This window comes from Bradyrhizobium sp. USDA 4503 (assembly GCF_054055815.1).
Genome location: NZ_JBSRXS010000001.1, coordinates 5141363 through 5168008 on the forward strand (window position 1 = coordinate 5141363; position 26646 = coordinate 5168008).

Sequence of the window (26646 nt, forward strand, 5' to 3'; positions counted from 1 at the left end):
AAAGCCACGCGGCGAGAAGAATTACCTGCTTTGTCACCAGGCTTATGCGCGGCGTTGGCAGTTGGGGCTTCCGGCACGACGTAGAAAATTCCAGAATTGGTGATCTCACTGAAATTCTTCGCGGGCGAGTTTATTCAGCGCGCCGAGCAAGGCCTCACGTTTTTGCGCATAGGGTTCGTACGCTTCGACTTGTCCATCGTTTAAATTGGCGATGTCTTTGCTAAGCCGCTTGTGTGCGGCTTGGGCTATCCAAACTCCCACCTGACTTGCAGCGATGTCTAATTCCGTGACCAATCCGGAGAAGCGCGGGAAGTAGATCGACGTAATGGATTGTACCTTGGCAAAGGGCGAAACTGTTTCTGGGATGTCTTCGCCATAGGCGCGACGGTTTCGGACTCCTTCGAGCCAGTGATCGAACTCGTAAACCGCAGCCACCAATTCTTCGAACTTGTCAGCCCGCCGCTTTTTAGCTTCGCGACGCTCTTGCGCTGCATCACGGCGGGCCGTTCCCACCATGCCCACTCCAATTCCGCCTAGTGCGAAGAGCCCTGTCATAAGGCCACCCACGACCACGGGCCATATCGACGCATCAGCCATGGGTGCTCACGTGGAAAATTCCAATTATTGAAGGGGGAATAAGGGCGGCCCGCAGACCGCCCCGTTGTCGTTAACTCGCCATGGAAAGTTGCGCGAGTTGTCTGCTACCGAGATGCTTCTTCTCGCGCAGCACTTCATGCACGCACCGCTGGTTCACTTTGAACACCGCAGCGATCTCATGCTGATGATAGCCGAGAGCGCTCAGATGCCAGCAAATGACGGCTTCTGCCGACTCCAGTTTAGTTTTGTGCGTAATGGTAGTTACTCCAATTTCGGAGCCTAAGCTTGACTTGCGAATCACCACGTGGTGACCTCAAGCTGCCTGAGCCCGCATGGGTTGAAGGACAAGAAAGCCGGGTCTGCTCTGGGGAGGGTGAGCCCGGTTTTTTCATGAGGACCCGAATCTCCGCGTCCCGAGTGCAATTTACCCGGAACCGCAACTGATCCGCGAGTCATTCCACCGCTATCCTGCTTATTCACAGGGCGACGTGTGAAACTGCGCTCGCCAGAAATGATGCGCGGGGAATTTCCGGGCCGGGCGGCGATTGAGCTTTGGGCCGCGTGGTAGCTAGGTGGTAGCTATCGGATTTCCACGATTTGGTCGGCGGGCGCCAAGCCTTTGATTTTATTGGCGCGCCCGGAACGATTCGAACGTCCGACCCTCAGATTCGTAGTCTGATGCTCTATCCAGCTGAGCTACGGGCGCATTTTCGCGGGTGGGCTTGAGCCCGCATGGTCCCGGGAGGCCCGGAACGTCGCGAAAGAGCGCTCTAGCTACAGGCTCCGGGTCCGGTTGGCAAGGTCTGGAAACGCCAATTTCGGCCGCAGTTTTGGCCGCCCCGGAATACCGGAACGGCCTCAGGCCCTCGCCCGCTCGCTGCGGACCGACAGCAGTTCCACCGGACGATCCGGGATCGAAATCCGGAAGGTGGCGCCGATCGTGCCCTCGACCAGGTGGATGTGGCCGCCGTGGGCCCGGATCAGCTCGGCGGCAATGGCAAGGCCGAGTCCGCTGCCGCCGGGGCGGCCGGAGGTCTGGAATGCCTCGAACAGATGCTCGCGCGCCTTGGTCGGGACGCCCGGACCGGTGTCGGAGACCTCGATGATCGCAACCGTCCCCTCGCGGCGGCCGGTGATGCGGATCTGCTGCGCGCCGCCGTCACCTGCGGGCCGGGTTTCCAGCGCCTGCGCCGCGTTGCGCACCAGATTGAGCAGCACGCGGAACAGCTGGTCCGGGTCGGCGTCGATGGTCAGGCCGCGCTCGATCGCGCTGATCCAGGTGATCGAGACATCGGTGGCAAGCCCGGCCGACTCCCGCACCTCGGCGACCGCGGGCTCCACCATGATGGCGCGGCGATCAGGCGCCGCCTCCTGCGCGCGGCCATAAGACAGTGTCGACTGGCAGAAGGCGATGGCGCGCTCCAGCGAGCGCAACAATTTCGGCGCAAAGCGTTGCACCCGCGGGTCGGGCACGCTGGCGAGCTGGTCCGACAGCAATTGCGAGGACGCCAGCAGATTGCGCAGATCATGGTTGATCTTGGAGACGGCGAGCCCGAGCGCGGCAAGCCGGCTCTTCTGATGCAGCATCGAGACGAGGTCGCGCTGCATGTCGGACAGCTCGCGCTCGGCAACGCCGATCTCGTCGCCGCGCTGGCTCGGCACGATGATTCGCGCCGAACTCTCCGGATTCTCATGGAAGCCGACCAGGCTCGCGGTCAGCCGCCGCATCGGGCGCACGAACAGATAATGCAGCGCCAGATAGACCAGACCGGCGGTCAGGCCGGCGATCAACAATGCAACGACCAAAACGTTGCGCGAGAAGCGGTACATCGCCTGCCGCAGCGGCTTCTCGTCGATCACGACCTCGATGAATTGCGCCTGGCCCGGCGCGGGTCCGACCACGCGGATGGTCTGGTCACCGTGCTCCAGCATGATCTCGAAGGCATCGACGATCGCCGACCATACCGTCATGGTCCGCATGTCGACGTCATGGTCGATCGCCGCCGGCAAATCGGCGCTGGCGAGCAGCCTGCGCTGCTGTCCCAATTTGATGGCGACGGCACGGGCGCCGATGCTGGTCAGGATCTGCCGCGCCAGCGAATCCGGCACCAGGCCGGACGGGGCGGCATCGAGCACCAGCGCCGCAGTATTGGCGGCGGCCAGGCGGTCATTGAGCCGGTTCATCCGGAAGTTGGCGATGGCCGGGACGTAGATCAGGAGCCCGGCGATCATCACCAGGGGAATCGTCAGCAGCAAAAGCTTGCCCGACAGCCCGAGCCGGGGGGACGGCTTGGGCCGCTGCTTCTGCGCGGTCGCCTGATCGTCAGTTAGAGCCACAAGATAAGGCCTTGTTTGGCTTAGGGGTCGGAAGATGGGGCCCGGCCCCCAAGCCGGTCAAATTACGGATCGCTAATGTGGGCGGTTCCCCGAACGCCCCAAAGCGTCTCCATACCGTCAAATACCCCGCGAAATCAGATATATTCGCCCCAATTACGACGTTTCGAAGAACCCTTTTTGCGACGGCCTGTGACATTGACGAAAACAGGGCGCTCCCTTATAAGCCGCGCCAACTGTCCGCGATGGCCCGGTTCTTGACCCGGGGGCGGCTCTTTGGGGCCGTCAACGGCTCGTTTGGGCCCGCCAGCATCACCGGACTCCATCTCAATACAACGGCAAATTGCCCGGTCAGCGGAGAATTACCCGTGAAGCGGACTTATCAACCCAGCAAACTGGTGCGCAAGCGCCGTCACGGCTTCCGCGCCCGTCTCGCCACGGCCGGCGGCCGCAAGGTCCTCGCTGCGCGCCGCGCGCGTGGCCGCAAGCGCCTGAGCGCCTGAGCCCGGACGTCTCCTCTCCGGAGATACCCATTATGGATCGGCTGAGGCAGCGGGCGGATTTCCTCGCCGTTGCCAATGGCGCACGGGCGAACACCACAGCTTTTGTGCTGCAGGGCCGCCGCCGCGACGATCAGGGCCCGATCCGCGTCGGCTATACCGTCACCAAGAAGAACGGCACCGCGACCGAGCGCAACCGCATCCGCCGCCGGCTTCGCGAAGTGATGAGACAGGTCGACGCCGTATTCATGCGGCCGCACCATGATTATGTGCTAGTGGGCCGTCGTGACGCGCTGACCCGCGACTTTGCGACCATGCTTGACGACCTGCGGTCGGCGCTGCGCCGCCTCGACCGGCCTGCGCCCAACACGGGTAATAACAAGACGGGTACCAACAAGGCGGGTAACAAGAGCGCGCCCAATCCGAATGGAATGACGAGACCCTAAGAGATGTCCGACAACCGCAACACGATCCTTGCCGTCATTCTGTCCGGCCTCGTCCTGATCGCCTGGCAATATTTCTACAATGTGCCGCAGATGGAGAAGCAGCGCGAGGCGCAGCGCCAGGCGGAGTTGCAGAAGCCGGCGCCGCAGGCGACTCCGGGTGCTGCTCCCGGCACCGCTCCGGGTACCTCGGCGACTCCCTCTCCGGCTCCCGGCGCGCCTGCTGCTGACGCTCCGGTCGCGAGCCGCGAGACGGTGCTTGCCTCCGGCCCGCGCATCAAGATCGAGACCCCGCGCGTCACCGGCAGCATCGCGCTGAAGGGCGCCCGGATCGACGACCTGGCGCTGGTTCAGTTCCGCGAGACGGTCGATCCCAAATCGCCGGCTGTCGTGCTGCTTTCCCCGTCGGGCACGGCCGAGCCTTATTACGCCGAGTTCCTGTGGCTGACCGCCAACGGCTCATCGGTGAAGACGCCGAACGCCGAAACCGTCTGGCAGCAGGAGGGATCGAACACCCTGTCGCCGAGCACCCCGGTGATTCTGAAATACGAGAACGGCCAGGGCCTGACCTTCCGCCGCACCATCTCGATCGACGATCGCTACCTCTTCAGCATCAAGGACGAGGTCATCAATCAAGGCAGCGCGCCGGTGACGCTGTATCCGTTCGGTCTGATCTCGCGCGGCGGCAAGCCGCCGGTCTCCGGCTACGCGATTCTGCATGAAGGCCCGATCGGCTATCTCGGCGAACACGGCCTGCAGGAATTCAGCTACAAGAACATCGACGAGGCCAAGACCTCAACCGGCGCAAATTCGCGCGGCATCGTGTTCACGAAGGTCACCGACGGCTGGCTCGGCATCACCGACAAATACTGGGCCACGGCACTGCTGCCGGAGACCACCGCAACGCTCGAAAGCGCCCGCTTCACCACCGGCGACAAGCGCTACCAGACCGACTACATGCTCGGCGCGCAGACCATTCCGATCGGCGGCACCGGCGTTGCCAACGGGCGGCTGTTCGCCGGCGCGAAGGAGGCCGCCACGGTCGGCCTCAACTTCCCGCTGGTCGGCTTCGGCGGCTACAACAAGCAGCTCGGCCTCAACCATTTCGATCTCCTGATCGACTGGGGCCATTTCTACTTCATCACCAAGCCGATGTTCCTGGCGCTCGACTGGTTCTATCGCCTGGTCGGCAATTTCGGCATCGCGATCCTCTTGGTGACCGTGATCGTGAAGCTGTTGTTCTTCCCGCTCGCCAACAAGTCCTACGCCTCGATGGCGAAGATGAAGTCGGTGCAGCCGCAGCTGCAGGCGCTGAAGGAACGTTATCCTGATGACCGCGTGAAGCAGCAGCAGGAGATGATGGAGATCTACAAGAAGGAGAAGATCAACCCGATCGCGGGCTGTCTTCCCGTCGCCTTGCAGATCCCGGTGTTCTTCTCGCTCTACAAGGTGCTGTTCATCACCATCGAAATGCGGCACGCACCGTTCTTCGGCTGGATCAAGGACCTCTCGGCGCCTGATCCGACCAATCTGTTCACGCTGTTCGGCCTCATTCCGTTCGATCCGATCGCGCTGCTCGGACCGCATTTCGGCGCCTATCTGGTGATGGGTATCTGGCCGATCATCATGGGCATCACGATGTGGGTCCAGATGAAGCTCAATCCGGCGCCGCCGGATCCGACCCAGAAGATGATCTTCGACTGGATGCCGCTGATCTTCACCTTCATGCTGGCCGGCTTCCCGGCGGGTCTCGTGATCTACTGGGCCTGGAACAACCTGCTGTCGGTGCTGCAGCAGAGCTACATCATGCGGCGCAACGGCGTGAAGGTGGAGCTGTTCGACAATCTGAAGTCGACGTTTCAAAAAAAAAGCGTGACGACTGAGACAAAGAAGGCGACGTAGCTTCCAGCAACGGCGCTTCGTCACCACGTCATGCCCGGCCTTGTGCCGGGCATCGACATATTGGAGGACGGCCAGAACCGAGGCTCTGGACGTTGACCTGGATGGCCGGGTCGTCCTACGCCAAGGACCCGCCTTGGGCCCTTGTCTGGCCGCGACGAGATGGAATCCTTCGCATGAGCACCGAACCCGATGCGGCGCTAATTGAGCAAGGCCGGAAACTGTTCGCCGGCGACTGGCGCTTCATCTGGGCCTCGCCCTCGATCGAGACGCTGCCGCCGATGGCCGGCCTCGAGGTCGCCTTTGCCGGCCGCTCCAATGTCGGCAAGTCGAGCCTGATCAACGCGCTGACCGGCCGCAGCAACCTGGCTCGCACCTCGCACACGCCCGGGCGCACCCAGGAGCTGATCTTCTTCGAGGGGCCGGAGAAGGCGGGCTTCCGCCTGGTCGACATGCCCGGCTACGGCTACGCCTCGGCGCCCAAGACCAAGGTGGCGTCGTGGACGGCGCTGATCCACAAATTCCTGCTCGGGCGCGCGACACTGGCGCGGGTCTACGTGCTGATCGACGCGCGCCACGGCATCAAGGACGTCGATCTCGACGTGCTGAAGACGCTGGACAAGTCCGCGGTGAGCTATCAGGTCGTGCTGACCAAGGCCGATCAGGTGAAGGCCGGCGAACTCAAGACCGTCATCGCCGACACGTCAGCAACGCTCGCAAAACATCCCGCCGCCTTCCCCGAAGTGCTGGTGACCTCGTCGCGCACCGGCGACGGCATGCCGGAGCTGCGTGCCGCCATGGTGCGCCTGATCGAGGAACGGCGCCGATGAGCGGCGCATCCCGCTTCCTGATCGGCCTTGCCGCCATCATGGGCGCTTGCGGCGTGATGCTGGCGGCGGCCGCAGCCCATCTGCCCGACGCCACGCGGCTGGCGGCGGCATCCTCGATGCTGCTGTTCCATGCACCCGCCGTCGTCGCGACCATCGCGGTCGCGGATCGCGCGATCATCCATGCGAAGCTCGCAGTCGTGGCGGCGGCCGGCTTCGTCATCGCGGCGTCATTGTTCGCGGGCGACCTCGTGCTGCGCCAATATGCCGGCCATGGATTGTTTCCGATGGCTGCGCCGACCGGCGGAACGCTCTTGATCCTGAGCTGGCTGGTACTGGCGGTCGCGGCGGTGTGGCCGAAGCGGTGATGACCGCCATACTTCCTTCTCCCCTTGTGGGAGAAGGTGGCGCGGATGCAATCCGCGCCGGATGAGGGGTCTCTATCCGCGGAGACAGACCCCTCACCCGGCTTCGATGCCGTTGCATCGAAGCCACCCTCTCCCACAAGGGGAGAGGGTCAGCCGCTTTGCGCCCTGCCCGTCAATCAGATAGAACCGCGCCACCCCTCCGCTGACGACGAGACCAGCCCCATGACCGACCAGCACATCAGCCCGCTCGATCAGGCCCGCATCCTGTCCGAGGCGCTGCCGCACATGCAGGAATATGACGAGGAAACCATCGTCATCAAATATGGCGGCCATGCCATGGGCGCCGAGGACACCGCGAAGGCGTTCGCGCGCGACATCGTGCTGCTCGAGCAGACCGCGATCAATCCGGTGGTCGTGCATGGCGGTGGGCCGCAGATCGCGACCATGCTGAAGCGCCTCGGCATCCAGTCGGAATTCGCCGCGGGCCTGCGCATCACCGACGCCGCGACCATCGAGATCGTCGAGATGGTACTGGCGGGCTCGGTCAACAAGCAGATCGTCGGCTACATCAACGAGGCGGGCGGCAAGGCCGTGGGCCTCTCCGGCAAGGACGGTAACATGGTGAAGGCGTCGAAGACGACGCGCACCATGGTCGACCCGGATTCCAACATCGAGAAGGCCATCGATCTCGGCTTCGTCGGCGATCCCGAAAAGGTCGACCTCACGCTGCTCAATCAGCTGATCGGCTATGAGCTGATCCCGGTGCTGGCGCCGCTGGCGACCTCGCAGGACGGCCAGACCCTGAACATCAACGCCGACACCTTCGCCGGCGCAATCGCGGGCGCGCTGAAGGCCAAGCGCCTGCTGCTGCTGACCGACGTGCCGGGCGTGCTCGACAAGTCCAAGAAGCTGATTCCGGACCTGTCGATCAAGGAAGCCCGCAAGCTGATCGCCGACGGCACGATTTCCGGCGGCATGATCCCGAAGGTCGAGACCTGCATTTACGCGCTCGAACAGGGCGTGCAGGGCGTCGTGATCATCGACGGCAAGACGCAGCACGCGGTGCTGCTCGAGCTCTTCACCAACCAGGGCACCGGCACGCTGATCCACAAGTAATGGCAGACGCGGGACACACGGCGAGGATTCCTCGCCGGTCGCTGCCGGCGCGGCTCGCGATGTCGCTGCCCGCCGCGCTGGTGTCGTTCCTGTTCTCGTCGGCGCCGGCGCATGCCGATCTCAAGCTCTGCAACCGCATGAGCTATGTGATCGAGGCCGCGATCGGCATCGACGACAAGGCCGCGACCGCGACACGCGGCTGGTTCCGCATCGATCCCGCGACCTGCCGGGTCGTGGTGCAGGGCGCGCTCACCGCCGACCGCGTGCTGCTCAATGCGCGGGCGCTCGGCGTCTACGGCGCCTCGCCGATCCCGCAGAACGGCACCGACACGCTCTGCGTGGCGCAGGACAATTTCGTGATCGCCGCCGCGCGACAATGCCGTTCCGGCCAGATGTCCGCGCAATTCACCCAGATCACGCCGACCAAGACCGACGACGGCCATCTGGTCGCCTATCTCGCCGAAGACAGCGAATATGACGACGAGCAGGCGCGCCTCGCCGGCATCCAGCGCCTCTTGGTGATCGCGGGCTACGATGCCGCGCCGATCGACGGCGTCGACGGGCCGAAGACCCAGAGTGCGCTGGCGGCATTCCTGAAGAGCCGCGGGCTCGCCAGCGACATCGTGCAGTCGCCGAATTTCTTCGCCACCATGATCGATGCCGTGCAGAAGCCGTCGCCATCGGGGCTGACCTGGTGCAACGACACGCCGCACAAGGTGATGGCCGCGGTTGCAACCGACGACGGCAAGGTGGTGACCAGCCGCGGCTGGTATCGCATCGACCCCGGCAAGTGCCTGCATCCGGACGTGTCAGGCACGCCGAAGCAGATCTATTCGTTTGCTGAAGCGGTCGACAACGACAACCGGGCCATCCGCATCGGGGACAAGCCGCTGAACTGGGGCGGCGGGGTCCAGCTCTGCACCCGCGAAAGCAAGTTCGAGATCAACGAACAGGGCGACTGCAGCACCCGCGGCCTCGCCGCACTCGGCTTCACCACCGTCGACATGACCAGCGGCGGCAAGACGCTGCGCTTTGCGATGCCGTGATGAAGATAATGAGGCCGCAAACATCGATGTCGTCCTGGCGAAGGCCAGGACCCATTACCACAAGACTGCGTTTGGCGAAGAACGACGAGCACCGTGCCACATTGATAGATTCCGCGGTATGGGTCCTGGCTTTCGCCAGGACGACGGCGGAGGGCGGAACGACGTTCACGCTGACAAGTGGAGAGCCACAATGAATACTCCCCGCAGCTTCAGCCATGTCGAGACCTGGGTGTTCGACCTCGACAACACGCTGTACCCGCATCACGTCAACCTGTGGCAGCAGGTCGATGCGCGGATCGGCGAGTTCGTCAGCAACTGGCTGAAGATCTCTCCCGAGGAAGCACGGCGGCTGCAGAAGGACTACTACCTGCGCTACGGCACCACGATGCGCGGTATGATGACCGAGCACGGCGTGCAGGCCGACGACTATCTCGCTTATGTGCACAAGATCGACCACTCGCCGCTGCAGCCGAATCCGGCGATGGGAGCCGCGATCGCAAAACTGCCGGGGCGCAAGCTGATCCTGACCAACGGCTCGGTCGACCATGTCGATGCGGTGCTGGGCCGGCTCGGCATCGGCAACCATTTCGACGGCGTGTTCGACATCATCGCCGCCGATCTCGAGCCGAAGCCGGCACCGCAGACCTACCAGAAGTTCCTCAGGCTCCACGACGTCGATCCGGCGAAGGCTGCGATGTTCGAGGACCTCGCGCGCAATTTGGTGGTGCCGCATGAGCTCGGCATGACCACCGTGCTCGTCGTGCCCGACGGCAGCCAGGAGGTGGTGCGCGAGACCTGGGAGCTCGAAGGCCGCGACGCCGCCCATGTCGACCATGTCACGGATGATCTCACCGGCTTCCTGCAGCAGCTGAAGCCGTAGCCTCTCAACAGGTGTCGTCCCGGCGAAAGCCGGAACCCATAACCACCAATCTGCGCTTGGCTACGCGCCGTGGCACCAGCGTGCCGCAACACGGGCATTTGTGGTTATGGGTCCCTGTGTCTTGGAAGTCTGTCAGGATGTGGGTGGGCGGGAAGCCGTTGGGTCCTTGGCGCTTGACGCCGTGAGCCGGCTCGGTCTCCCGCCCGTTCCATCTATCAACCTGAACAGTTGCACGAGGCTGCAGCAACAGACCTCGCATCACAGGGACAGGCACCGTGACCATAGCTCTTCGTTACGTCGGAATCGACATCTCCAAGAAGCACCTCGATATCTTTGATGAGGCTGACGGCGTGCCGAGGCGCATTGCCAACGCGACACAGGCCATCACACAGCAGGTGGCGCGTTGGCAATGCGATGTGCTGGTCGTCTTCGAGGCGACGGGTATCTATGACCTCGCGCTGCGCGAGGCGCTGCGTCAGGCCGGGATCCAGTTCGCACGGATCAACCCGGCCCGTGCCCGCGACTTTGCACGGGCTAGCGGCCTGCTGGCCAAGACCGATCCGATCGATGCGCGGATGCTGGCGACCTTTGCGCGGGCCATGCAGCCCGCCCCCGAGCAGGTCGCCGATCCTGCACGGGGCGCCTTGGCGAGGCTTGCAAAACGGCGGGATCAGCTGGTCCTCATGCGCGCCCAGGAGAAGAACCGGCGCAGCGAGGCCGACGATCGTGCAATGGCCGAACGCATTGGCCGCCTCATCGAGGTCCTCGACAGCGAGATCGCCGAGATCGAGGCCGACATCGGCGCCTTGATTAAAGCCGAAGCGGAGATCGCGGACGATGCGAAGTTAATGCGTTCGCTGCCCGGCGTGGGTCCGGTGGCCTGCATGCAGCTCATCGCCCAGATGCCGGAACTCGGGCGGGTCGGACCGAAACAACTCGCAGCGCTTGCTGGCCTTGCTCCCTTCAACGTCGACAGCGGCGCCTTCCGCGGCAAGCGCAAAATTGCGGGCGGCCGAAAGCGCGTTCGTGACGCCCTTTATATGGCGGCCCTCAACGCAATTCGCAGGGCTGATCCGTTCAAGGCCTTCTATGCACGACTGCGACAGGCCGGAAAACCAGCCAAACTCGCCCTCATCGCCGTCGCCAGGAAGCTGTTGACGGTCCTCAATGCCATGATGCGAGACCGAAAGCCGTACCTGCAGACCAAACCAACATAACAGTTGCCGGCTCGCGCTTCGCTTGGCCGGGACGACGGAAGAGAGACCACTCGGCGACGGAGGAGTTTGCCTTGACTCCGCGGCCCCAAATTCCGAAAAAGCCCCGCAAAATCCCGTCATAATCCCCGATACGCCAAGGATTGTCCCGATGTCGCTGTCCGCCCTCGAAACCACCGTCAACACCGCGTTCGACGCCCGCGAAGGCATTTCGACCTCGACCAAGGGCGAGGTCCGCGAGGCGGTCGACCACGCGCTGGAGCTGCTCGACAAGGGCGAGGCCCGTGTCGCCGAGCGCGAGACGAGCGGCAAGTGGAAGGTCAATCAGTGGCTGAAGAAGGCCGTGCTGCTGTCCTTCCGCCTCAACGACATGGGTCAGATCGCGGGTGGCCCGGGCAAGGCATCGTGGTGGGACAAGGTGCCGTCGAAGTTCGAGGGCTGGGGCGAGAACCGTTTCCGCGACGCCGGCTTCCGCGCCGTGCCGGGCGCGATCGTGCGCCGCTCGGCCTTCATCGCCCGCAACGTCGTGCTGATGCCCTCCTTCGTCAATCTCGGCGCCTATGTCGATGAAGCCACCATGATCGACACCTGGTCGACGGTCGGCTCCTGCGCCCAGATCGGCAAGCGCGTGCACATCTCCGGCGGCGTCGGCATCGGCGGCGTGCTCGAGCCGCTGCAGGCCGAGCCCGTGATCGTCGAGGACGACTGCTTCATCGGCGCGCGCTCGGAGGTCGCCGAGGGCGTGATCGTGCGCAAGGGCGCGGTGCTGTCGATGGGCGTGTTCCTCGGCGCCTCGACCAAGATCGTCGACCGCGAGACCGGCGAAATCTTCGTCGGCGAGGTCCCGGAATATGCCGTCGTGGTGCCCGGCACCCTGCCGGCCAAGCCGCTGAAGAACGGCCAGCCGGGACCTGCCACCGCCTGCGCCGTGATCGTCAAGCGGGTCGACGAGCGCACCCGCGCCAAGACCAGCATCAACGAGCTGCTGCGGGATTGATCGCTTTTTCGCCGCGAGATCAGTCCATCACCGTCACCCTGAGGAGCCTGCGAAGCAGGCGTCTCGAAGGGTCGACGGCCACCAGCGGGGCCGTGCATCCTTCGAGGCTCGCCCAGCGGCGCAATTGCGCCGCAAGGCTCGCACCTCAGGACGACGGGTCTGGACTGATCGAACCAATTTCGATCCGACGCCGACATATCTCCGGGCCGCGAAGAATTGCCGCAGCCCGGAGCTTATTTTCATGGACTGGGCCAATTACCTGTTCGGCTTCAAGGGCCGCGTCAACCGGGCCAAATTCTGGCTCGCAGGGCTGATCATCGTCTGCTGGATGATGTTCCTGGCTTTACTGGCGGTCTCGGCCGGCCTCGGTGGCAAGAACGGGTTCAGCTTCAATGTCGACGACATCTTCCGGGCCTTCGACCCCGACAGCTACAAATCGCTGAGCTGGGCCGGATTGCCGGCATTGCTGGTCAAGGCCTGCGGAACGTTCTTGTTCGTTTGGGTCTATGTCGCGGTCTCGATCAAGCGCCTGCACGACCGCGACAAGAGCGGCTGGTGGATGGTCCCGTTCTTCGCGATCCCGGGTCTCATGAGCCAGTTCTCGGACCGGCTCTCCGATGAATCCTATTGGGTGACGGCCGCGGGCCTGATCGTCTTCGTGCTTTACGTCTGGGGCTTCGTCGAGCTCGCCTTTCTGCGCGGCACCAGCTACCCCAATCGCTACGGCCCCAATCCGCTTGGGAAAACCCATGTGCGGCAAGGCCGCGACAGCGGGTCGCGCTCCGCGCGCGGCTGGGATCAGCAGAGCGAGCTCGATATCGTGCCGCACAAAGCTGGTCCACCCGCCGTGTGACGTGTTAAGCGAGGCGCATGAGTGATGCCGTCTCGATTACCCGCGATCTCGTTCGCTGCCCCTCCGTCACCCCGGCCGACGCCGGCGCGCTTGGCGTGCTCGAAAACCTGCTGAAAGCCGCAGGCTTCGAAGTCCACCGCGTGACCTTCTCCGAGCCCGGCACCGCCGATATCGACAACCTCTATGCGCGCATCGGCACCTCGGCGCCGCATATCACCTTCGCCGGCCACACCGACGTCGTGCCGCCTGGCGATGAAGCCGCGTGGACGCTCGGCGCGTTCTCCGGCGAGGTGAAGGACGGTTATCTCTATGGCCGCGGCGCCGTCGACATGAAGGGCGGTATCGCCTGCAGCGTCGCCGCGGTGCTGCAATATCTGCAGGACCACGGCGGCAAGCCACAAGAGAATGGCAACGGCTCGATCTCCTTCCTGATCACCGGCGATGAGGAAGACGTCTCGATCAACGGCACCGTCAAGCTGTTGAAATGGTGCGCCGAGCGTGGCGAGACATTCGATCATTGCGTGCTCGGCGAGCCCTCGAATGTCGAGGTGCTGGGCGACATGATCAAGATCGGCCGGCGCGGCTCGCAGTCCGGCACGCTGGTGGTCGAGGGCGTGCAGGGCCACGTCGCCTATCCGCACCGCGCCTCCAATCCGGTGCCTGATATCTCGCGGCTGATCGTGGCGCTGAGCGACGAGCCGCTCGATCACGGCAGCGCGCAGTTCCAGGCCAGCAACCTCGAATTCACCACCGTCGATGTCGGCAATACCGCGACCAACGTGATCCCCGGCCAGGCACGGGCGAAGTTCAACATCCGCTACAACGACAACCACACCCAGGAGAGCCTGCGGCAGATCGTCGATGAGCGGCTGGCGAAAGCCTGCGGCAATCGGATCCGCGCCCATATCGATTGGCAACCCTCGAACTCGAACGTGTTCGTCACCCAGCCCGGCCCGTTCACCGACCTCGCGGTCGCCGCGATCGAGGAGGTCACCGGCCGCAGGCCGGAGCTATCGACCTCCGGCGGCACCTCGGATGCGCGCTTCATCTCGAGCTATTGCCCGGTGATCGAATTCGGCCTGGTCGGTCAGACCATGCACCAGGTCGACGAGCGCACGCCGGTGGCTGATCTGGAGAAGCTGACGCGGATCTATCGGGGCGTGCTGGAGCGGTATTTCGGGTAGGCCAGCCGCGCGGCTGGACAAAAACATCGAAAACAACCCCATGCACAGTAGGGATTGGGGCCACTAGTATCCACTCGCACCAGATACAGTCTGTAGGATGGGTAGAGCGCAGCGAAACCCATTACCTCGAATCGCGACGCACATGATGGGTTTCGCCTCGCTCTACCCATCCTACAAGATCATTCACACCGCCTAGTAATCCACCCGCATCAGGTAGAGCCCGTCCGGCGGCGCCACGGAGCCGCAGGCGGCGCGGTTGCGGGCGGCGAGCGCACCGGCAAGATCGTCGGCGCTCCAGCGACCCTCGCCGACCCACACCAGCGAGCCCACCATCGAGCGCACCTGGCTGTGCAGGAACGAGCGCGCCGACGTCACGATGTTGATGGCGGCGCCATCACGGGTGACGTCGAGCTGATCGAGCGTCTTCTCCGGCGATTTGGCCTGGCACTCGGTGTCGCGGAAGGTGGTGAAATCGTGCTTGCCGAGCAGGCGCTGCGCGGCGGCGTGCATCGCGTCAGCATCGAGCGCGCGCGGCACGCGCCAGACGCGGCCGATGTCGAGCGCGAGGTTCGCGCGCGTGTTGGTGATGCGATAGAGATAGTGCCGCCTGGTCGCGGAGAACCGCGCCTCGAAATCGTCGGGCACGATGTCAGCCGCGAGCACACCGATCGGATTGGGCCGCAGATGCGCATTCAGCCCGTCGCGAAAGCGGCCGGGCGGAAAATGCTTGGCGATGTCGCAATGCGCGACCTGGCCGCGCGCATGCACTCCGGCATCGGTACGCCCTGCGCCATAGACGCGCACGTTCTCGCCACAGATCGCCTTGACCGCCGCCTCCAGCGCGCCCTGCACGGTCGGCGCGGTGTCCTGGATCTGCCAGCCGGAGAACGGCGTGCCGTCATATTCGATGGTGAGCTTGTAGCGGGGCATCAGCTGAGTCGCGCAGGCGGCTTCAGCGGCGTGCCGCGCAGGAAATCCGCCGCCTTCATCGGCGCCTTGCCGGCGCGCTGCAGTTCGAGGATCCGGATCGCGCCGTCACCGCAGGCGATCGCGAAATTGTCGTCGAGCACATCGCCCGGTGCACCCGAGCCTTTCGCCAGCTCGCAGCGCAGGATCTTCAGCCGCACCGGCTCGCCTTCGCCGGCAAGCTCGCACCAGGCGCCGGGAAACGGCGAGAGCCCGTGAATGTGCCGCAGCACCATATGCGCCGGCTGTGTCCAGTCGATCCGCGCCTCGGCCTTCTCGATCTTGGCCGCATAGGTGACGCCGCCTTCGCTCTGCTTCGTCAGCTGCAAGCCGCCGCGCCCGAGCGCGCCCATCGCGCGCACCATCAGGTCGGCACCGAGCGGCGCCAGCGCATCGTGCAGGTCGGATGCCGTCATGCTGTCCGTGATCGGCAGCCGCTCGGCCATCGCGACGTCCCCGGTGTCGAGGCCGACATCCATCTTCATCACCATCACGCCGCTCGCGGCATCGCCAGCCATGATGGCGCGGTTGATCGGCGCGGCGCCGCGCCAGCGCGGCAGCAGCGAGGCATGCAGGTTGAAGCAGCCGAGCTTCGGCGCGTCGAGAATGGCTTGCGGCAGGATCATGCCATAGGCGACGACGACGGCGGCATCCGCGTCATGCGCGCGAAACTCCTCGAGCGCTTCCGAGGTCTTGAGGGTCTTCGGCGTCAGCACGGGAATGCCGAGGCGGCGCGCCTCCTGCTCGACCGGCGTCGGCTGCAATTGCAGGCCGCGCCGCCCGCCCGGCTTCGGCCCGCGGGTGTAGACCGCCACGACCTCATGGCCATGGGCTACGAGCTCCAGCAGCGTCGGCACCGCGAAATCGGGCGTGCCCATGAAGATCAGGCGGAGAGGCATGCGATCGATTTCTTCCGAGAATATGCGGCGTTACTCCGCCGCGCGCTTGGCGGCCTTCTCGAATTTCTTGAAGACGCGGTCGCGCTTCAGTTTCGACAGATAGTCCACGAACAGCACGCCGTTGAGATGATCGATTTCGTGCTGGATGCAGGTGGCGTAGAGCCCTTCCGCATCCTCCTCATGCACCGTGCCGTCGAGATCGGTGAATCGCACGCGTACCCGCGCCGGCCGCTCGACCTCCTCGTAATATTCGGGGATCGACAGGCAGCCCTCTTCGTAAACCGACAGCTCCTCCGAACGCGCAATGATCTCCGGATTGATGAAGACGCGCGGCTTCGCCGTGGTCTCGCCGTTCTCGTCGCGCTTGGCGAGGTCCATGGTGATCAGCCGCAGCGGCTGCGCGACCTGGATCGCCGCCAGCCCAATGCCGGGCGCGTCATACATGGTCTCGAGCATGTCGTCGGCCAGCTTGCGGATCTCCGGCGTCACCTTCTCGATCGGTTTCGACACCAGCCGCAACTGCTTGTCCGGCAGGATGATAATTTCTCTTAATGCCATGGCGGCGATTTAAGCTGCTGACTTCATGGGGTCAATGCGCTCAGGAACCCGTTAGGACAACGTTAACCACGTTTCTTCACTCCGCATTAACCCGGAAAATCAGGGATGCATTTCCCATAAGCGTTCCCTCTTCGTTCGCGCCGGGCCGCGAATCGGCTACAACTGCCGGCATGAACGAGATTCTCCTCACGATTGGCGACCTTCCCGTCCGTGTCTCCGACGCCTTGATCGGCCTTGGGGCGCTGGCGCTGATCCTGTTGTTCGCCATTGCGCTGGTGATCGCACGCGCCAGCCAGCGCGGCGCGGAACTCGCAATGGCCCAGGCCATCCGCGCCGACGAACTGGAGGAGCGCCTCGCCGACATGCTGCGGGCCCAGAGCGAATCCTCCGGGCGGGTCGATGCCAAGGTTGATACTATGGCGCAGGCACTGGCCGGCCGCCAGGCCGAGATGGCCCGCGCCGTCAACGAGCGGCTCGATTCGGTGACCCACCGGGTCGGCCAGTCGATGGAGCAATCGACCCGCAACACGATGGATTCGCTGCGCGTGCTGCACGAGCGGCTCGGCATCATCGACCACGCCCACAAGAACCTCAACGAGCTCACCACCCAGGTGACGACGCTGCGCGACGTGCTCGCCAACAAGCAATCGCGCGGCGCCTTCGGCCAGGCGCGGATGGAGGCGATCGTCCAGGACGGCATGCCGAAGGGCTCGTTCGAGTTCCAGTACACGCTGACGTCGGGCAAGCGGCCGGACTGCGTGGTGTTTCTGCCCGACCAGCGCCCGCTCTGCATCGACGCGAAATTCCCGCTCGAGGCCATGACCGCGCTGCACGATGCGCGCAGCGACGAGGAGCGCAAATTCGCCAGCCAGCGGCTGCGCGCCGACGTGCTGAAGCATGTCAGCGACATCGCGGAGAAGTACCTGATCCCTGGCGAGACCCAGGACACCGCGCTGATGTTCGTGCCGTCGGAATCGGTCTATGCCGAGATCCATGACGGCTTCGACGACGTGATCCAGAAGGCCTATCGCGCGCGCGTCGTGCTGGTATCGCCCTCGCTCTTGATGCTGGCGATCCAGGTGATGCAGCAGATCCTGAAGGACGCCCGCATCCGCGACGCCGCCGACCAGATCCGCAACGAGGTGATGCATCTCGGCGACGACCTCGGCCGCCTGCGCGATCGCGTGCTCAAGCTGCAGACCCATTTCGGCCAGGTGAACGAGGACGTCAGGCAGATCCTGATCTCCGCCGACAAGATCGAGAAACGCGCCGGCCGGATCGAGGAACTCGACTTCAGCAAGTCCGAGACCCCGATCGAGGTCCCCCGCTTCGTCAAGCCCGCCCCCGACCTGTTCCCCGCCCCGCGCAAGCTGCAGGCAGGGGAGTAGCCACCTCGCCCCGCTTGCGGGGAGAGGTCGAAATTCGCGCATCGCGCGAATTTCGGGTGAGGGGGAGCTTCCGCACATTGCACCCGTCATAATTCGCTGAGAAAGCCCCTCACCCCAACCCTCTCCCCGCGAAAGAGCGGGGAGAGGGAGCCAAGGCAGCTGCGGTCGAATCTGCTAACAGAGGGACATGACCGCGCCCGAAGTGACCGCGACCCAATCGGAAAAGAATCCCCCCGCCGCCACCTCCTGGCGCGACAGTTTTGCGGTGTATCTGCAGCCGCGGGTGCTGATCGTGCTGCTGCTGGGCTTCTCCTCGGGGCTGCCGCTGGCACTGTCGGGCTCGACGCTGCAGGTCTGGATGAAGGAGGCCGGGGTCGATCTCGGCACCATCGGGCTGCTGGCGCTGATCGGCACGCCCTACACGCTGAAATTCCTCTGGGCGCCGCTGGTCGACGCGCTGCATGTTCCGCTGTTCACGCAGATGTTCGGCCGCCGCCGCGGCTGGCTGCTGTTCTCGCAGCTGCTGCTGATCGCGGCGATCCTGGTGCTGGCGATGGCCGATCCGGCGCGATCGCCGTGGTTCGCGGCCTTCGCCGCGCTGCTGGTCGCAACCGCATCGTCGACGCAGGACATCGTGGTCGATGCCTTCCGCGTCGAAAGCCTGCCTGAAAGCGAGCAGGCCGCCGGCATGGCGTCCTATGTCGCGGCCTACCGCGTCGGCATGCTGGTCTCGACCGCAGGCGCGCTGTTCATCGTCAGCGGCTTCGAGTCCGCTGGCCTCGTGCGCCTGTCGGCCTGGATGTGGGGCTATGTGGTGATGGCCGCGCTGGTCGTGATCGGCATCGTCACCGCGCTTGCGGCGACCGAGCCGACGCAATCGAAGGGCGCGGAGGCGGCGACGCATGCGCAGAACGCGGCCGAACGCGTGCTACATGCCGCGCTCGGCGCGTTCTCCGAGTTCCTCAGCCGCAAGGACGCCTTCGCGGCGCTCGCCTTTGTGGTGCTGTTCAAGTTCACCGACGCGTTTTCAGGCACCATGACCGCGCCGTTCGTGATCGACATCGGCTTTTCCAAGGTCGATTACGCGGCGATCGTGAAAGGCGTCGGCCTTGCCGCGACCCTGATCGGCGGCTTTGCCGGCGGCTTCGTGGCGCGGCGCTATTCGCTCGCGACCAGCCTCTGGATCGGCGGCGTGCTGCAGGCGGTCGCCAATCTCTCATTCTCCTGGCTCGCCCATGTCGGCGTCGATCAATGGGCGCTCGCGCTTGCGATCACCGCGGAGAATTTCACCAGCGCGATCGGCACCGTGATCTTCGTCGCCTATCTGTCGGCGCTGTGCCGCAATCCGCTGCACACCGCGACCCAGTACGCGCTGCTCACGGCGCTCGCCGCGGTCGGCCGCACCTATCTGTCGTCAGGCGCCGGTTATGTCGCCAAGGCCGTCGGCTGGCAGATGTTCTTCGTGATCTGCGTGCTGGTCGCGATCCCGAGCCTGATCCTGCTCGCCTGGCTGCAGCGGCGCGGGCATTTCGACGAGCTGGGGCCGGTGCGGGTTTAGTCGCCTGTAGCCCGGCTTGACCGGGTGAATCCGCCCTGTATTCCGGAGGCGTCCGTAATTCAGCGGGGAAGCGGCGGAACCACTCTCTCCGCGCGTCGTCCTGGCGAAAGCCAGGACCCATTACCCCAAATGCGAATTGTTGCGCGATGTCGAGGCCACGATCCATCCGACAAGCAAGGCCGGTGATTATGGGTCCTGGCCTTCGCCAGGACGACGATGAGGATGGGTCGCAACTCAAGAAACAGCGCGGTGTCATTACCCGCGCATCCAGGCGATGACACCGTAACCGAGGCACGATCCTACTTCGCCACTACGCTCCACTTTGTGACGATGGCTTCGCTCATCTCGCCGGCGTCCTTGGCGCAGGCGACTTCGTCGACCCTCACCGAGATTTCCTTGCCGGAGAGGCTTTTGAGTTGCGCGGCCTGGGCGTCGTTGGTCGGAATCAGCTGGAAGGTTTCCGGCCCGGTCTCGAGATTGCACAGACCGTTCGGCGGCGGCAGGCGGCGCGGCTCGCTGGTGATCTGGTAGGTCGCGACGCGCTTGCCGCGGTTCTTGGCGTCACGCACCTTCATGACACCGAGCTCTCCCGACAGCACGTCGCCGGCGTGGATCATCTTGCCGGGCTTCTGCGGGGCGTCGGCCTGCTGCGCGAGCGCGCAAGGCGCGGCGAACGTTGCCGTCAGAAGCGCAAAGCCCAAACGTACGCCGAACAAGCGTACGCCGAATCGGTGTGCCGTCATTGTCAGTGGTTCCGTATCTTGATTCGTCAGAGCGTGAATGACCGTCCCCGAATCGGCATCCACCCTACCATTTTGTTTTGGTGCGATCTTTTCGGATTGTGACCGATCGCTTGGCGCCTGACGCGTGCTCGGCGCCAGCATCGCGCGCTAGAACAGCGTCCGCTGCCGCATGGCTGCAGATAGCGTACCTTCATCGAGGTAATCAAGCTCTCCGCCGACCGGCACGCCATGCGCCAGCCGCGTCACCCGCACATTGGCCTCCGACAACAGGTCGGTGATGTAATGCGCGGTGGTCTGGCCGTCGACGGTCGCATTGAGCGCCAAAATGATCTCGCTGACCTCAGGCGCATGCGCGCGTGCCACCAGCTGATCGATGGTGAGATCCTGCGGACCGACGCCGTCGAGCGGCGACAGCGTTGCGCCGAGCACGTGATAGCGGCCATTGGTCGCATTGGCGCGTTCCAGCGCCCAGAGGTCGGCGACGTCAGCGACCACGACGATGATCGAGGGATCGCGGCGCGGATCGGTGCACACGGTGCAGGGGTTTTGTGTATCGATGTTTCCGCAGGTCTTGCAGACCTGGATCTTGTCGATCGCGACCTGCAGCGCCGCGGTCAGCGGCGTCATCAGGGCTTCGCGCTTCTTGATCAGATGCAGCGCCGCGCGCCGCGCCGAACGGGGCCCGAGGCCCGGCAGCCGCGCCAGCAACTGGATCAGGCGTTCAATCTCGGGGCCGGCAACGCTTGCAGCCATTTAAGTCGGACCAAATCCCGGCGGCAGGCCGAGCCCGCCGGTGAGCGCCATCATCTTCTCCTGCATCGCGGTCTCGGCCTTGCGGCGTGCATCGCCATGCGCGGTGACCAGGAGATCCTCGAGCACCTCGCGTTCCTCCGGCTTCATCAGCGACGGATCGATCTTGATGCCCTTCACTTCCATCTTGGCGGTCATGCGCACCGTGACCAGGCCGCCGCCGGAGATGCCTTCGACCTCGACATTGCCGAGCTGTTCCTGCATCTCCTGCATCTTGGATTGCAGCTGCGCTGCCTGCTTCATCATGCCGAGAAAATCAGCCATGCGTGCGTCCCTATAGCCAAATATCAATCGTCGTCGCTGTCGGAAGTTTCAATCGGGTCTTCGCCTGACGCATCCGAAACCGGAACCTCGGCGGCAAGGCGGCGAACCTCGACCACCTTGGTGCCGGGGAAGCGCGCCAGCACCTCCTGCACGCGCGGATCGGCCTCGGCGGCGCGCTGGTGCTCGCTGCGCGCCAGTTCGTTCTGCGAGCGCACCGTGGGCTGGCCGGCCTCGTTGGAGATGATCACGGTCCAGCGCCGCCCGGTCCATAGTTCGAGCTTGCGCGACAGATCGGTGACCAGCGCGCGCTGCGACTTCGGCTCGAGGGCGATCTCGAGCTGGCCGTCCTCGATGCGCACCAGCCGCACATCGGCTTCCAGCGCACTCTTCATCATGATGTCGCGCTTCTCGCCGGCGAGCGCGATCAGTTGCGGAAAGCTTGATATCCGCAGCGCCGGCGCGGCATCGGCGACCGGCGCTGCCATCTGCGGACGCGCGGCGAGATCGCCGCGCGGCGCGGCCTGCGGCGTGCGCACCGGCGCCGACGGCATGGCCGACATCGCCGAGCTCGGTGCGCCGCGTGACGGTGACGACGCGGCGGAACCCGACGTCGCGGGCGCAGCGCCACCGCCATTCTGCTCGATCATCCGGATCGCCTCATCCGGCGTCGGCAGATCGGCGACATAGGCAATCCGCACCAGCACCATTTCGGCGGCAGCGGCCGGGCGTGTCGCGGTCTGCACCTCGGCGATGCCCTTGAGCAGCATCTGCCACATCCGCGACAGCACCCGCATCGACAGCTTGGCGGCGAACTCGCGCGCCCGCACCCGCTCGGTCTCGCCGAACGCGACATTGTCGGCCGTCCCCGGCACGAACTTCACGCGGGTGACGAAATTGACGAACTCGGCAAGGTCGGACAGCACCACGACCGGATCGGCGCCCACGTCATATTGCGCGCGGAATTCGGCGAAGGCGGCGGCGATATCGCCGCGCGCCAGCTGTTCGAACAGGTCGATCACGCGGGTGCGGTCGGCGAGGCCGAGCATTTGCCTGACCGCGTCGGCCTTTACGTTGCCCGCGGCATGCGCGATCGCCTGGTCGAACAGCGACAGCGAATCGCGCACCGATCCCTCGGCCGCGCGCGCGATGATGCCGAGCGCCTCGGGCTCGACCTCGACGCCTTCCTTGGCCGCGATGTTGCCGAGATGCTTCATCAGCACGTCGGCTTCGACGCGGCGCAGATCGAAGCGCTGGCAGCGCGACAGCACCGTGATCGGAACCTTGCGGATTTCGGTGGTGGCGAACACGAACTTGGCGTGCTCCGGCGGCTCCTCCAGCGTCTTCAGGAAGGCGTTGAAGGCCGCCGTCGACAGCATGTGGACTTCGTCGATGATATAGACCTTGTAGCGCGCGCTGGCCGGCGCGTAGCGCACGCTGTCATTGATCTGGCGGACATCGTCGACCCCGGTGTGGGACGCGGCGTCCATCTCCAGCACGTCCATGTGCCGGCTTTCCATGATCGCCTGGCAGTGGATGCCGAGGTCCGGCATGTGGATGGTCGGCCCCTGCACCGAGCCGTCCGGCTTGGCGTAGTTCAAGGCGCGGGCGAGGATGCGCGCGGTGGTGGTCTTGCCGACCCCGCGGACGCCGGTGAGGATCCAGGCCTGCGGAATTCGCCCGGTCTCGAACGCGTTCGAGACGGTGCGCACCATGGCCTCCTGGCCGATCAGGTCCTCGAAGCTGGAGGGGCGGTATTTGCGGGCAAGAACGCGGTAGGGTTTTGCGGCGTCCGGCGCGCCGCCGAGATCGAAACCGCCGTCAAGGCTCCCTTTGCCTGCGCCGTCGGACGGATGGGAGGGGTCGCCAGCGTCATTCATGCATCGATCCGCAACTTGGGAATTGTCTCTTCAGCCGGCGTGCGGATAGGAGCCAAAATCGAGCGCCGGGCGCGGAGACCGCCATTCCAGCGCGATTCGCTCGGAAAAACAGGTAGGAGACTGACGAGCGACCCGATCCGGACCTCGTTAGGGCTGCTTCCTTCCGGACCTGACCCGGTTGGCGAGTGGCTCGTCCACCGCCAATCTCCCGATCCCTATTTGGGGCCAAAACCGCCGGAAAGCAAGCGGCCTGACCCGGCTTTGTAAGGCTGGCTTTGCGGGGCTTGTCTGGGAACACGGAAAGGCATTATTTGCCCCCCATGCCCGCCTCCAATTGGTCGCTGCATTCGCAGCTCAAGAAAGACACCATCGACATCGGCGACCTGCCGCTGTGCAAGGTGCTCGTCATCAAGGATGCGCATTATCCGTGGCTGCTGCTGGTGCCGCGGCGCGACGGCGCGGTCGAGATCATCGACCTAGACGAGGTCGCGCAAGCGCAGCTGATGACGGAAATCACCCGCGTCTCGCGGGCCCTGAAAGAGGTCACCAAGTGCGACAAGCTGAATGTCGCCGCGCTCGGCAACCTCGTCCCGCAGCTGCACGTCCACATCATCGCGCGCCGCACCAGCGACGCTGCATGGCCGCGTCCCGTTTGGGGCGTGATGCCGCCGCTGGCGCATGACGCCGAGGAAGTGCAGAATTTCATCAGCGCGCTTCGCCGCAAGATCTGGTTGGGTTGAACATTCAATGTCTGCATTCGATTCATTTCCGCTCGGCCAGCCGGCCTTCGTCACCCACGTGCTGGACCGCGCCGCGCATCTGCGCACCAACGACGAGAAGCTGTTCGCGCTGGAAGGCCACCGCGAGGCCAGAGCCTATGTGATCTATCGCGACTCGCTGGTCGTGAAGCAGGAGGACGGCGGCGCCCGCGCGCTGCTGTCGCTGGAGGAAGCCCGCAGCTACGGCGCCAATCCCGGCACGATCTTCCTGGGGTTGCGCAACGCCGCGCCGATCTTCGGCATGGGGATCGCGCCGCAGGCGGCCGAGAAGCTGGTCGGACGCGCCGACGTCGCGATCACCGAATTGCGCGGCATGGCGATGCAGGGCGTGGTGCCGCCCGAGCAGCTCTCGGCCATCGCGATGGCGAAATCGATGGTGACCTGGCATCAGCGCCACGGCTTCTGTCCGAACTGCGGCACCCGCACGGCGATGAAGGACGGCGGCTGGAAGCGCGAATGCCCGAGCTGCAAGGCCGAGCACTTTCCGCGCACCGACCCGGTGGTGATCATGCTGGTCACGTATGGCGATAAGGTGCTGTTGGGACGGCAGAAGCAGTTCATGCCCGGCATGTATTCCTGCCTCGCCGGGTTCGTGGAAGCCGCGGAGACCATCGAGGACGCCGTGCGGCGCGAGATTTTCGAGGAGTCCGGCATCCGCTGCACCGACGTCAATTACTACATGACGCAGCCCTGGCCCTATCCGTCATCGCTGATGATCGGCTGCACCGCGCGCGCGACCAACGAGGACATCGTGGTCGACCGCACCGAGCTGGAAGATGCGCGCTGGTTCGACCATGCCGAGGCGTCGCTGATGCTGAAGCGCCAGCATCCCGAAGGGCTCGCCGGCCCGCATCCGTTCGCGATTGCCCATCATCTGCTCGGCCGCTGGGTGCATCACCAGAACCCGTTGGACAAATAGCGGGAACCGGACATCGTTCTGCCGATTAAAGCTGGACACAGTTCTGGCAGTAACGGAACCATTGCGACGGATCCCCGCATGAATTTTCAGAACGGCGCCCCGAAAGTCCCGCCCCGCATCCTCTGCATCGGCCTGCCGGTGCGCGACCTGACCTTTCGCGTCAGCGTTCCGGCGCGCGGCTCCAAGGAGAACGCGACGCATTTCGACGAGATCTGCGGCGGCAATGCGCTGAACGCCGCCATCGGCATCGTCCGCCTGGGCGGGCGCGCTTCGATCTGCGGACCGATGGGCGATTCGCAGGAGACCTCGAGCCGCTACATCTTCGACAAGCTCGCCCAGGAAGGCATCGAGACCAATCATCTGATCCACATGCCGAACCTGGTCACCCCGATCTCGGCGATCATGATCGACGACAGCGGCGAACGCACCATCGTCACCTTCCGCGATCCGGAGCTCTGGAAGGTCAAGCTGCCGCCGACCGAACTCTTGCTGGAGGATTGCGCGGCGATCCTGACCGAGAGCCGCTGCGCGCCGTTCTGCACCGAGCTTTGCGCCGAGGCGGTCAAGCGCGGTATCCCCGTGGTGGTCGACGTCGACCGCGCGATGTCGATGCGGGAGGGGCTGCTCACCGCCTCCTCCCACCTGGTGTTCTCCAGCGAGCCGCTGCAGGAGACCGCCGACGTCACCGACGACGGCCAGGCGCTGCACAAGCTCGCCAAGCTCACCCCCTCCTTCCTGGCCGGCACCCGCGGGCCGATGGGCACGATCTGGCTCAACGAGAACGGCGAGCTCGAGGAAACCCCGGCCTTCCCGGTCCATACCGTCGACACGCTCGGGGCCGGCGACGTCTTCCACGGGGCCTTCGCCCTCGCCATCACCGAGAAACAGCCGCTACGGGACGCGCTCCGCTTCGCCTCGGCCGCTGCAGCGCTGAAATGCACCCGCTTCGGGGGTGCTTATGCCGCACCGCAACGTACTGAAGTTGAAGAGTTTTTGGGTCAGCACGCCGACGCCAGGCCGGCCTGAGCCGCCACGAATCGCTTGATTTGGAAGATTCTTCTCTATATGAGGGATATTGAACCTCCATATGGAACTTTCTTCTATGACCGATGTCGCCATTCAGCTTCATGACAACAGCCGCCGCCTCGATGCGATCGATCGCAAGATTCTAACCGTGCTGCAGGAGGATGCGTCGCTCTCCGTCGCCGAGATCGGCGACCGGGTCGGCCTGTCGTCGACGCCGTGCTGGAAGCGCATCCAGCGGCTGGAGGCCGACGGCGTGATCCTGCGCCGCGTGGCGCTGGTCGACCAGAACAAGATCGGCCTCGGGATTTCGGTGTTCGTCTCGGTCGAGAGCGCCGACCATTCGGAAGCCTGGCTGCGCAAATTCGCCGACGCCGTCAGCGCCATGCCCGAGGTGATGGAGTTCTACCGGATGGCCGGCGACGTCGACTACATGCTGCGCGTCGTGGTCGCGGACATGCAGGCCTACGACGTCTTCTACAAGAAGCTGATCAGTGCCGTGCCGCTGAAGAACGTCACCTCGCGCTTCGCGATGGAGAAGATCAAGTCGGTGACGGCGCTGCCGGTGCCCGCGGCGTAAGCGCCGCCGCACACCCCACACGAT

The 26646-nt window shown here is 64.7% G+C and carries 28 protein-coding genes, 1 tRNA gene and 1 other RNA gene; 18 read left to right on the top strand and 12 right to left on the bottom strand.

The genetic code is table 11. The features are described 5' to 3' along the window. Positions 1-105: 105 nt before the first annotated feature. From ACVMIH_RS24750 to ACVMIH_RS24765, 4 genes are all read right to left on the bottom strand, one after another. Positions 106-516 (bottom strand): hypothetical protein, encoded by a 411-nt coding sequence (locus tag ACVMIH_RS24750; RefSeq protein ID WP_456863685.1) that lies wholly within the window; start codon positions 514-516, stop codon positions 106-108. A gap of 151 nt (positions 517-667) precedes the next feature. Beyond that, the gene (locus ACVMIH_RS24755; RefSeq protein ID WP_456863688.1) at positions 668-901 is read right to left on the bottom strand and encodes a hypothetical protein; all 234 of its coding nucleotides are present in this window, start codon (positions 899-901) and stop codon (positions 668-670) included. Positions 902-1226: 325 nt separating this feature from the next. Further along, positions 1227-1303: transfer RNA gene (locus tag ACVMIH_RS24760), tRNA-Arg, on the bottom strand. 152 nt (positions 1304-1455) lie between these two features. Beyond that, complete coding sequence (locus ACVMIH_RS24765) at positions 1456-2934, bottom strand: sensor histidine kinase (protein WP_456863691.1); 1479 nt, start codon at positions 2932-2934, stop codon at positions 1456-1458. Between the two features lie 365 nt (positions 2935-3299). On the opposite strand from ACVMIH_RS24765, the gene rpmH reads away from it, so the two are divergent. The 12 genes from rpmH to dapE all read left to right on the top strand — a co-directional run bounded on the left by rpmH (position 3300) and on the right by dapE (position 14258). Continuing rightward, a complete protein-coding gene (gene rpmH, locus ACVMIH_RS24770) occupies positions 3300-3434 on the top strand; it encodes a 50S ribosomal protein L34 (protein ID WP_008542748.1) in 135 nt (44 codons plus the stop codon). A 32-nt stretch (positions 3435-3466) separates the two neighbouring features. Then, the gene (gene rnpA, locus ACVMIH_RS24775) at positions 3467-3877 is read left to right on the top strand and encodes a ribonuclease P protein component (protein ID WP_057018968.1); all 411 of its coding nucleotides are present in this window, start codon (positions 3467-3469) and stop codon (positions 3875-3877) included. Positions 3878-3880: 3 nt separating this feature from the next. Beyond that, on the top strand, positions 3881-5776 hold the full coding sequence (gene yidC, locus ACVMIH_RS24780) for a membrane protein insertase YidC (protein WP_456863694.1): 1896 nt from the start codon (positions 3881-3883) through the stop codon (positions 5774-5776). 173 nt (positions 5777-5949) lie between these two features. Continuing rightward, complete coding sequence (gene yihA / locus ACVMIH_RS24785) at positions 5950-6603, top strand: ribosome biogenesis GTP-binding protein YihA/YsxC (RefSeq protein WP_028335928.1); 654 nt, start codon at positions 5950-5952, stop codon at positions 6601-6603. Next, complete coding sequence (locus ACVMIH_RS24790) at positions 6600-6968, top strand: DUF423 domain-containing protein (RefSeq protein ID WP_456782842.1); 369 nt, start codon at positions 6600-6602, stop codon at positions 6966-6968. The genes yihA and ACVMIH_RS24790 overlap by 4 nt, the downstream gene beginning before the upstream one ends. Positions 6969-7190: 222 nt before the next feature. Beyond that, positions 7191-8084, top strand: a complete 894-nt coding sequence (argB, locus tag ACVMIH_RS24795) for an acetylglutamate kinase (RefSeq protein WP_016848093.1) — start codon at positions 7191-7193, stop codon at positions 8082-8084. Between the two features lie 59 nt (positions 8085-8143). After that, a complete protein-coding gene (locus ACVMIH_RS24800) occupies positions 8144-9130 on the top strand; it encodes a DUF1036 domain-containing protein (protein WP_456866548.1) in 987 nt (328 codons plus the stop codon). Positions 9131-9320: 190 nt separating this feature from the next. Then, positions 9321-10010, top strand: a complete 690-nt coding sequence (locus ACVMIH_RS24805; RefSeq protein WP_456863697.1) for a pyrimidine 5'-nucleotidase — start codon at positions 9321-9323, stop codon at positions 10008-10010. A 275-nt stretch (positions 10011-10285) separates the two neighbouring features. Next, positions 10286-11227, top strand: a complete 942-nt coding sequence (locus ACVMIH_RS24810; RefSeq protein ID WP_456863700.1) for an IS110 family RNA-guided transposase — start codon at positions 10286-10288, stop codon at positions 11225-11227. Positions 11228-11375: 148 nt separating this feature from the next. After that, entirely contained in the window at positions 11376-12221 is an 846-nt protein-coding gene (gene dapD, locus ACVMIH_RS24815) for a 2,3,4,5-tetrahydropyridine-2,6-dicarboxylate N-succinyltransferase (protein ID WP_028335932.1), read from the top strand. Positions 12222-12462: 241 nt separating this feature from the next. Next, on the top strand, positions 12463-13074 hold the full coding sequence (locus ACVMIH_RS24820; RefSeq protein WP_253588649.1) for a DUF805 domain-containing protein: 612 nt from the start codon (positions 12463-12465) through the stop codon (positions 13072-13074). 17 nt (positions 13075-13091) lie between these two features. Then, the gene (gene dapE, locus ACVMIH_RS24825; RefSeq protein WP_456863703.1) at positions 13092-14258 is read left to right on the top strand and encodes a succinyl-diaminopimelate desuccinylase; all 1167 of its coding nucleotides are present in this window, start codon (positions 13092-13094) and stop codon (positions 14256-14258) included. A 192-nt stretch (positions 14259-14450) separates the two neighbouring features. Here dapE and truA read toward each other — a convergent pair whose 3' ends face one another. The 3 genes from truA to def are packed head-to-tail and all read right to left on the bottom strand — an operon-like array spanning position 14451 to position 16681. Next, positions 14451-15188, bottom strand: coding sequence for a tRNA pseudouridine(38-40) synthase TruA (gene truA / locus ACVMIH_RS24830; RefSeq protein ID WP_456863706.1), 738 nt, complete (start codon positions 15186-15188; stop codon positions 14451-14453). Next, positions 15188-16123: a methionyl-tRNA formyltransferase gene (gene fmt / locus ACVMIH_RS24835; protein WP_456863709.1), complete on the bottom strand. Its 936-nt coding sequence runs from the start codon at positions 16121-16123 to the stop codon at positions 15188-15190. The genes truA and fmt overlap by 1 nt, the downstream gene beginning before the upstream one ends. 30 nt (positions 16124-16153) lie before the next feature. Next, on the bottom strand, positions 16154-16681 hold the full coding sequence (gene def / locus ACVMIH_RS24840; RefSeq protein WP_038385628.1) for a peptide deformylase: 528 nt from the start codon (positions 16679-16681) through the stop codon (positions 16154-16156). Between the two features lie 170 nt (positions 16682-16851). Here def and ACVMIH_RS24845 point away from each other — a divergent pair, with 170 nt between their 5' ends. Both ACVMIH_RS24845 and ACVMIH_RS24850 read left to right on the top strand, forming a co-directional pair. Further along, on the top strand, positions 16852-18069 hold the full coding sequence (locus ACVMIH_RS24845; protein ID WP_456854581.1) for a DNA recombination protein RmuC: 1218 nt from the start codon (positions 16852-16854) through the stop codon (positions 18067-18069). Between the two features lie 187 nt (positions 18070-18256). Then, entirely contained in the window at positions 18257-19627 is a 1371-nt protein-coding gene (locus ACVMIH_RS24850; RefSeq protein WP_229192583.1) for an AmpG family muropeptide MFS transporter, read from the top strand. Between the two features lie 299 nt (positions 19628-19926). Here the strand turns inward: ACVMIH_RS24850 and ACVMIH_RS24855 are convergent, their stop codons facing one another. The 5 genes from ACVMIH_RS24855 to ffs all read right to left on the bottom strand — a co-directional run bounded on the left by ACVMIH_RS24855 (position 19927) and on the right by ffs (position 23530). Next, positions 19927-20370, bottom strand: a complete 444-nt coding sequence (locus tag ACVMIH_RS24855) for a hypothetical protein (protein WP_456854580.1) — start codon at positions 20368-20370, stop codon at positions 19927-19929. 147 nt (positions 20371-20517) lie between these two features. Beyond that, on the bottom strand, positions 20518-21123 hold the full coding sequence (gene recR / locus ACVMIH_RS24860) for a recombination mediator RecR (protein WP_028335942.1): 606 nt from the start codon (positions 21121-21123) through the stop codon (positions 20518-20520). Continuing rightward, the gene (locus tag ACVMIH_RS24865) at positions 21124-21444 is read right to left on the bottom strand and encodes a YbaB/EbfC family nucleoid-associated protein (protein ID WP_028335943.1); all 321 of its coding nucleotides are present in this window, start codon (positions 21442-21444) and stop codon (positions 21124-21126) included. Between the two features lie 23 nt (positions 21445-21467). After that, positions 21468-23321: a DNA polymerase III subunit gamma/tau gene (locus ACVMIH_RS24870; protein ID WP_456863712.1), complete on the bottom strand. Its 1854-nt coding sequence runs from the start codon at positions 23319-23321 to the stop codon at positions 21468-21470. Between the two features lie 112 nt (positions 23322-23433). Further along, an RNA gene (ffs, locus tag ACVMIH_RS24875) (signal recognition particle sRNA small type) lies at positions 23434-23530 on the bottom strand. A 111-nt stretch (positions 23531-23641) separates the two neighbouring features. On the opposite strand from ffs, the gene ACVMIH_RS24880 reads away from it, so the two are divergent. The 4 genes from ACVMIH_RS24880 (at position 23642) to ACVMIH_RS24895 (ending at position 26622) form a co-directional block, all read left to right on the top strand. Then, positions 23642-24061, top strand: coding sequence for an HIT domain-containing protein (locus ACVMIH_RS24880; protein ID WP_253588645.1), 420 nt, complete (start codon positions 23642-23644; stop codon positions 24059-24061). Between the two features lie 7 nt (positions 24062-24068). Then, on the top strand, positions 24069-25019 hold the full coding sequence (gene nudC, locus ACVMIH_RS24885; protein ID WP_057018981.1) for an NAD(+) diphosphatase: 951 nt from the start codon (positions 24069-24071) through the stop codon (positions 25017-25019). Positions 25020-25097: 78 nt separating this feature from the next. Then, positions 25098-26045: a sugar kinase gene (locus ACVMIH_RS24890; RefSeq protein WP_057018982.1), complete on the top strand. Its 948-nt coding sequence runs from the start codon at positions 25098-25100 to the stop codon at positions 26043-26045. Positions 26046-26121: 76 nt separating this feature from the next. Beyond that, the gene (locus ACVMIH_RS24895) at positions 26122-26622 is read left to right on the top strand and encodes an Lrp/AsnC family transcriptional regulator (protein ID WP_016848075.1); all 501 of its coding nucleotides are present in this window, start codon (positions 26122-26124) and stop codon (positions 26620-26622) included. The last annotated feature ends 24 nt before the right edge of the window (positions 26623-26646 follow it).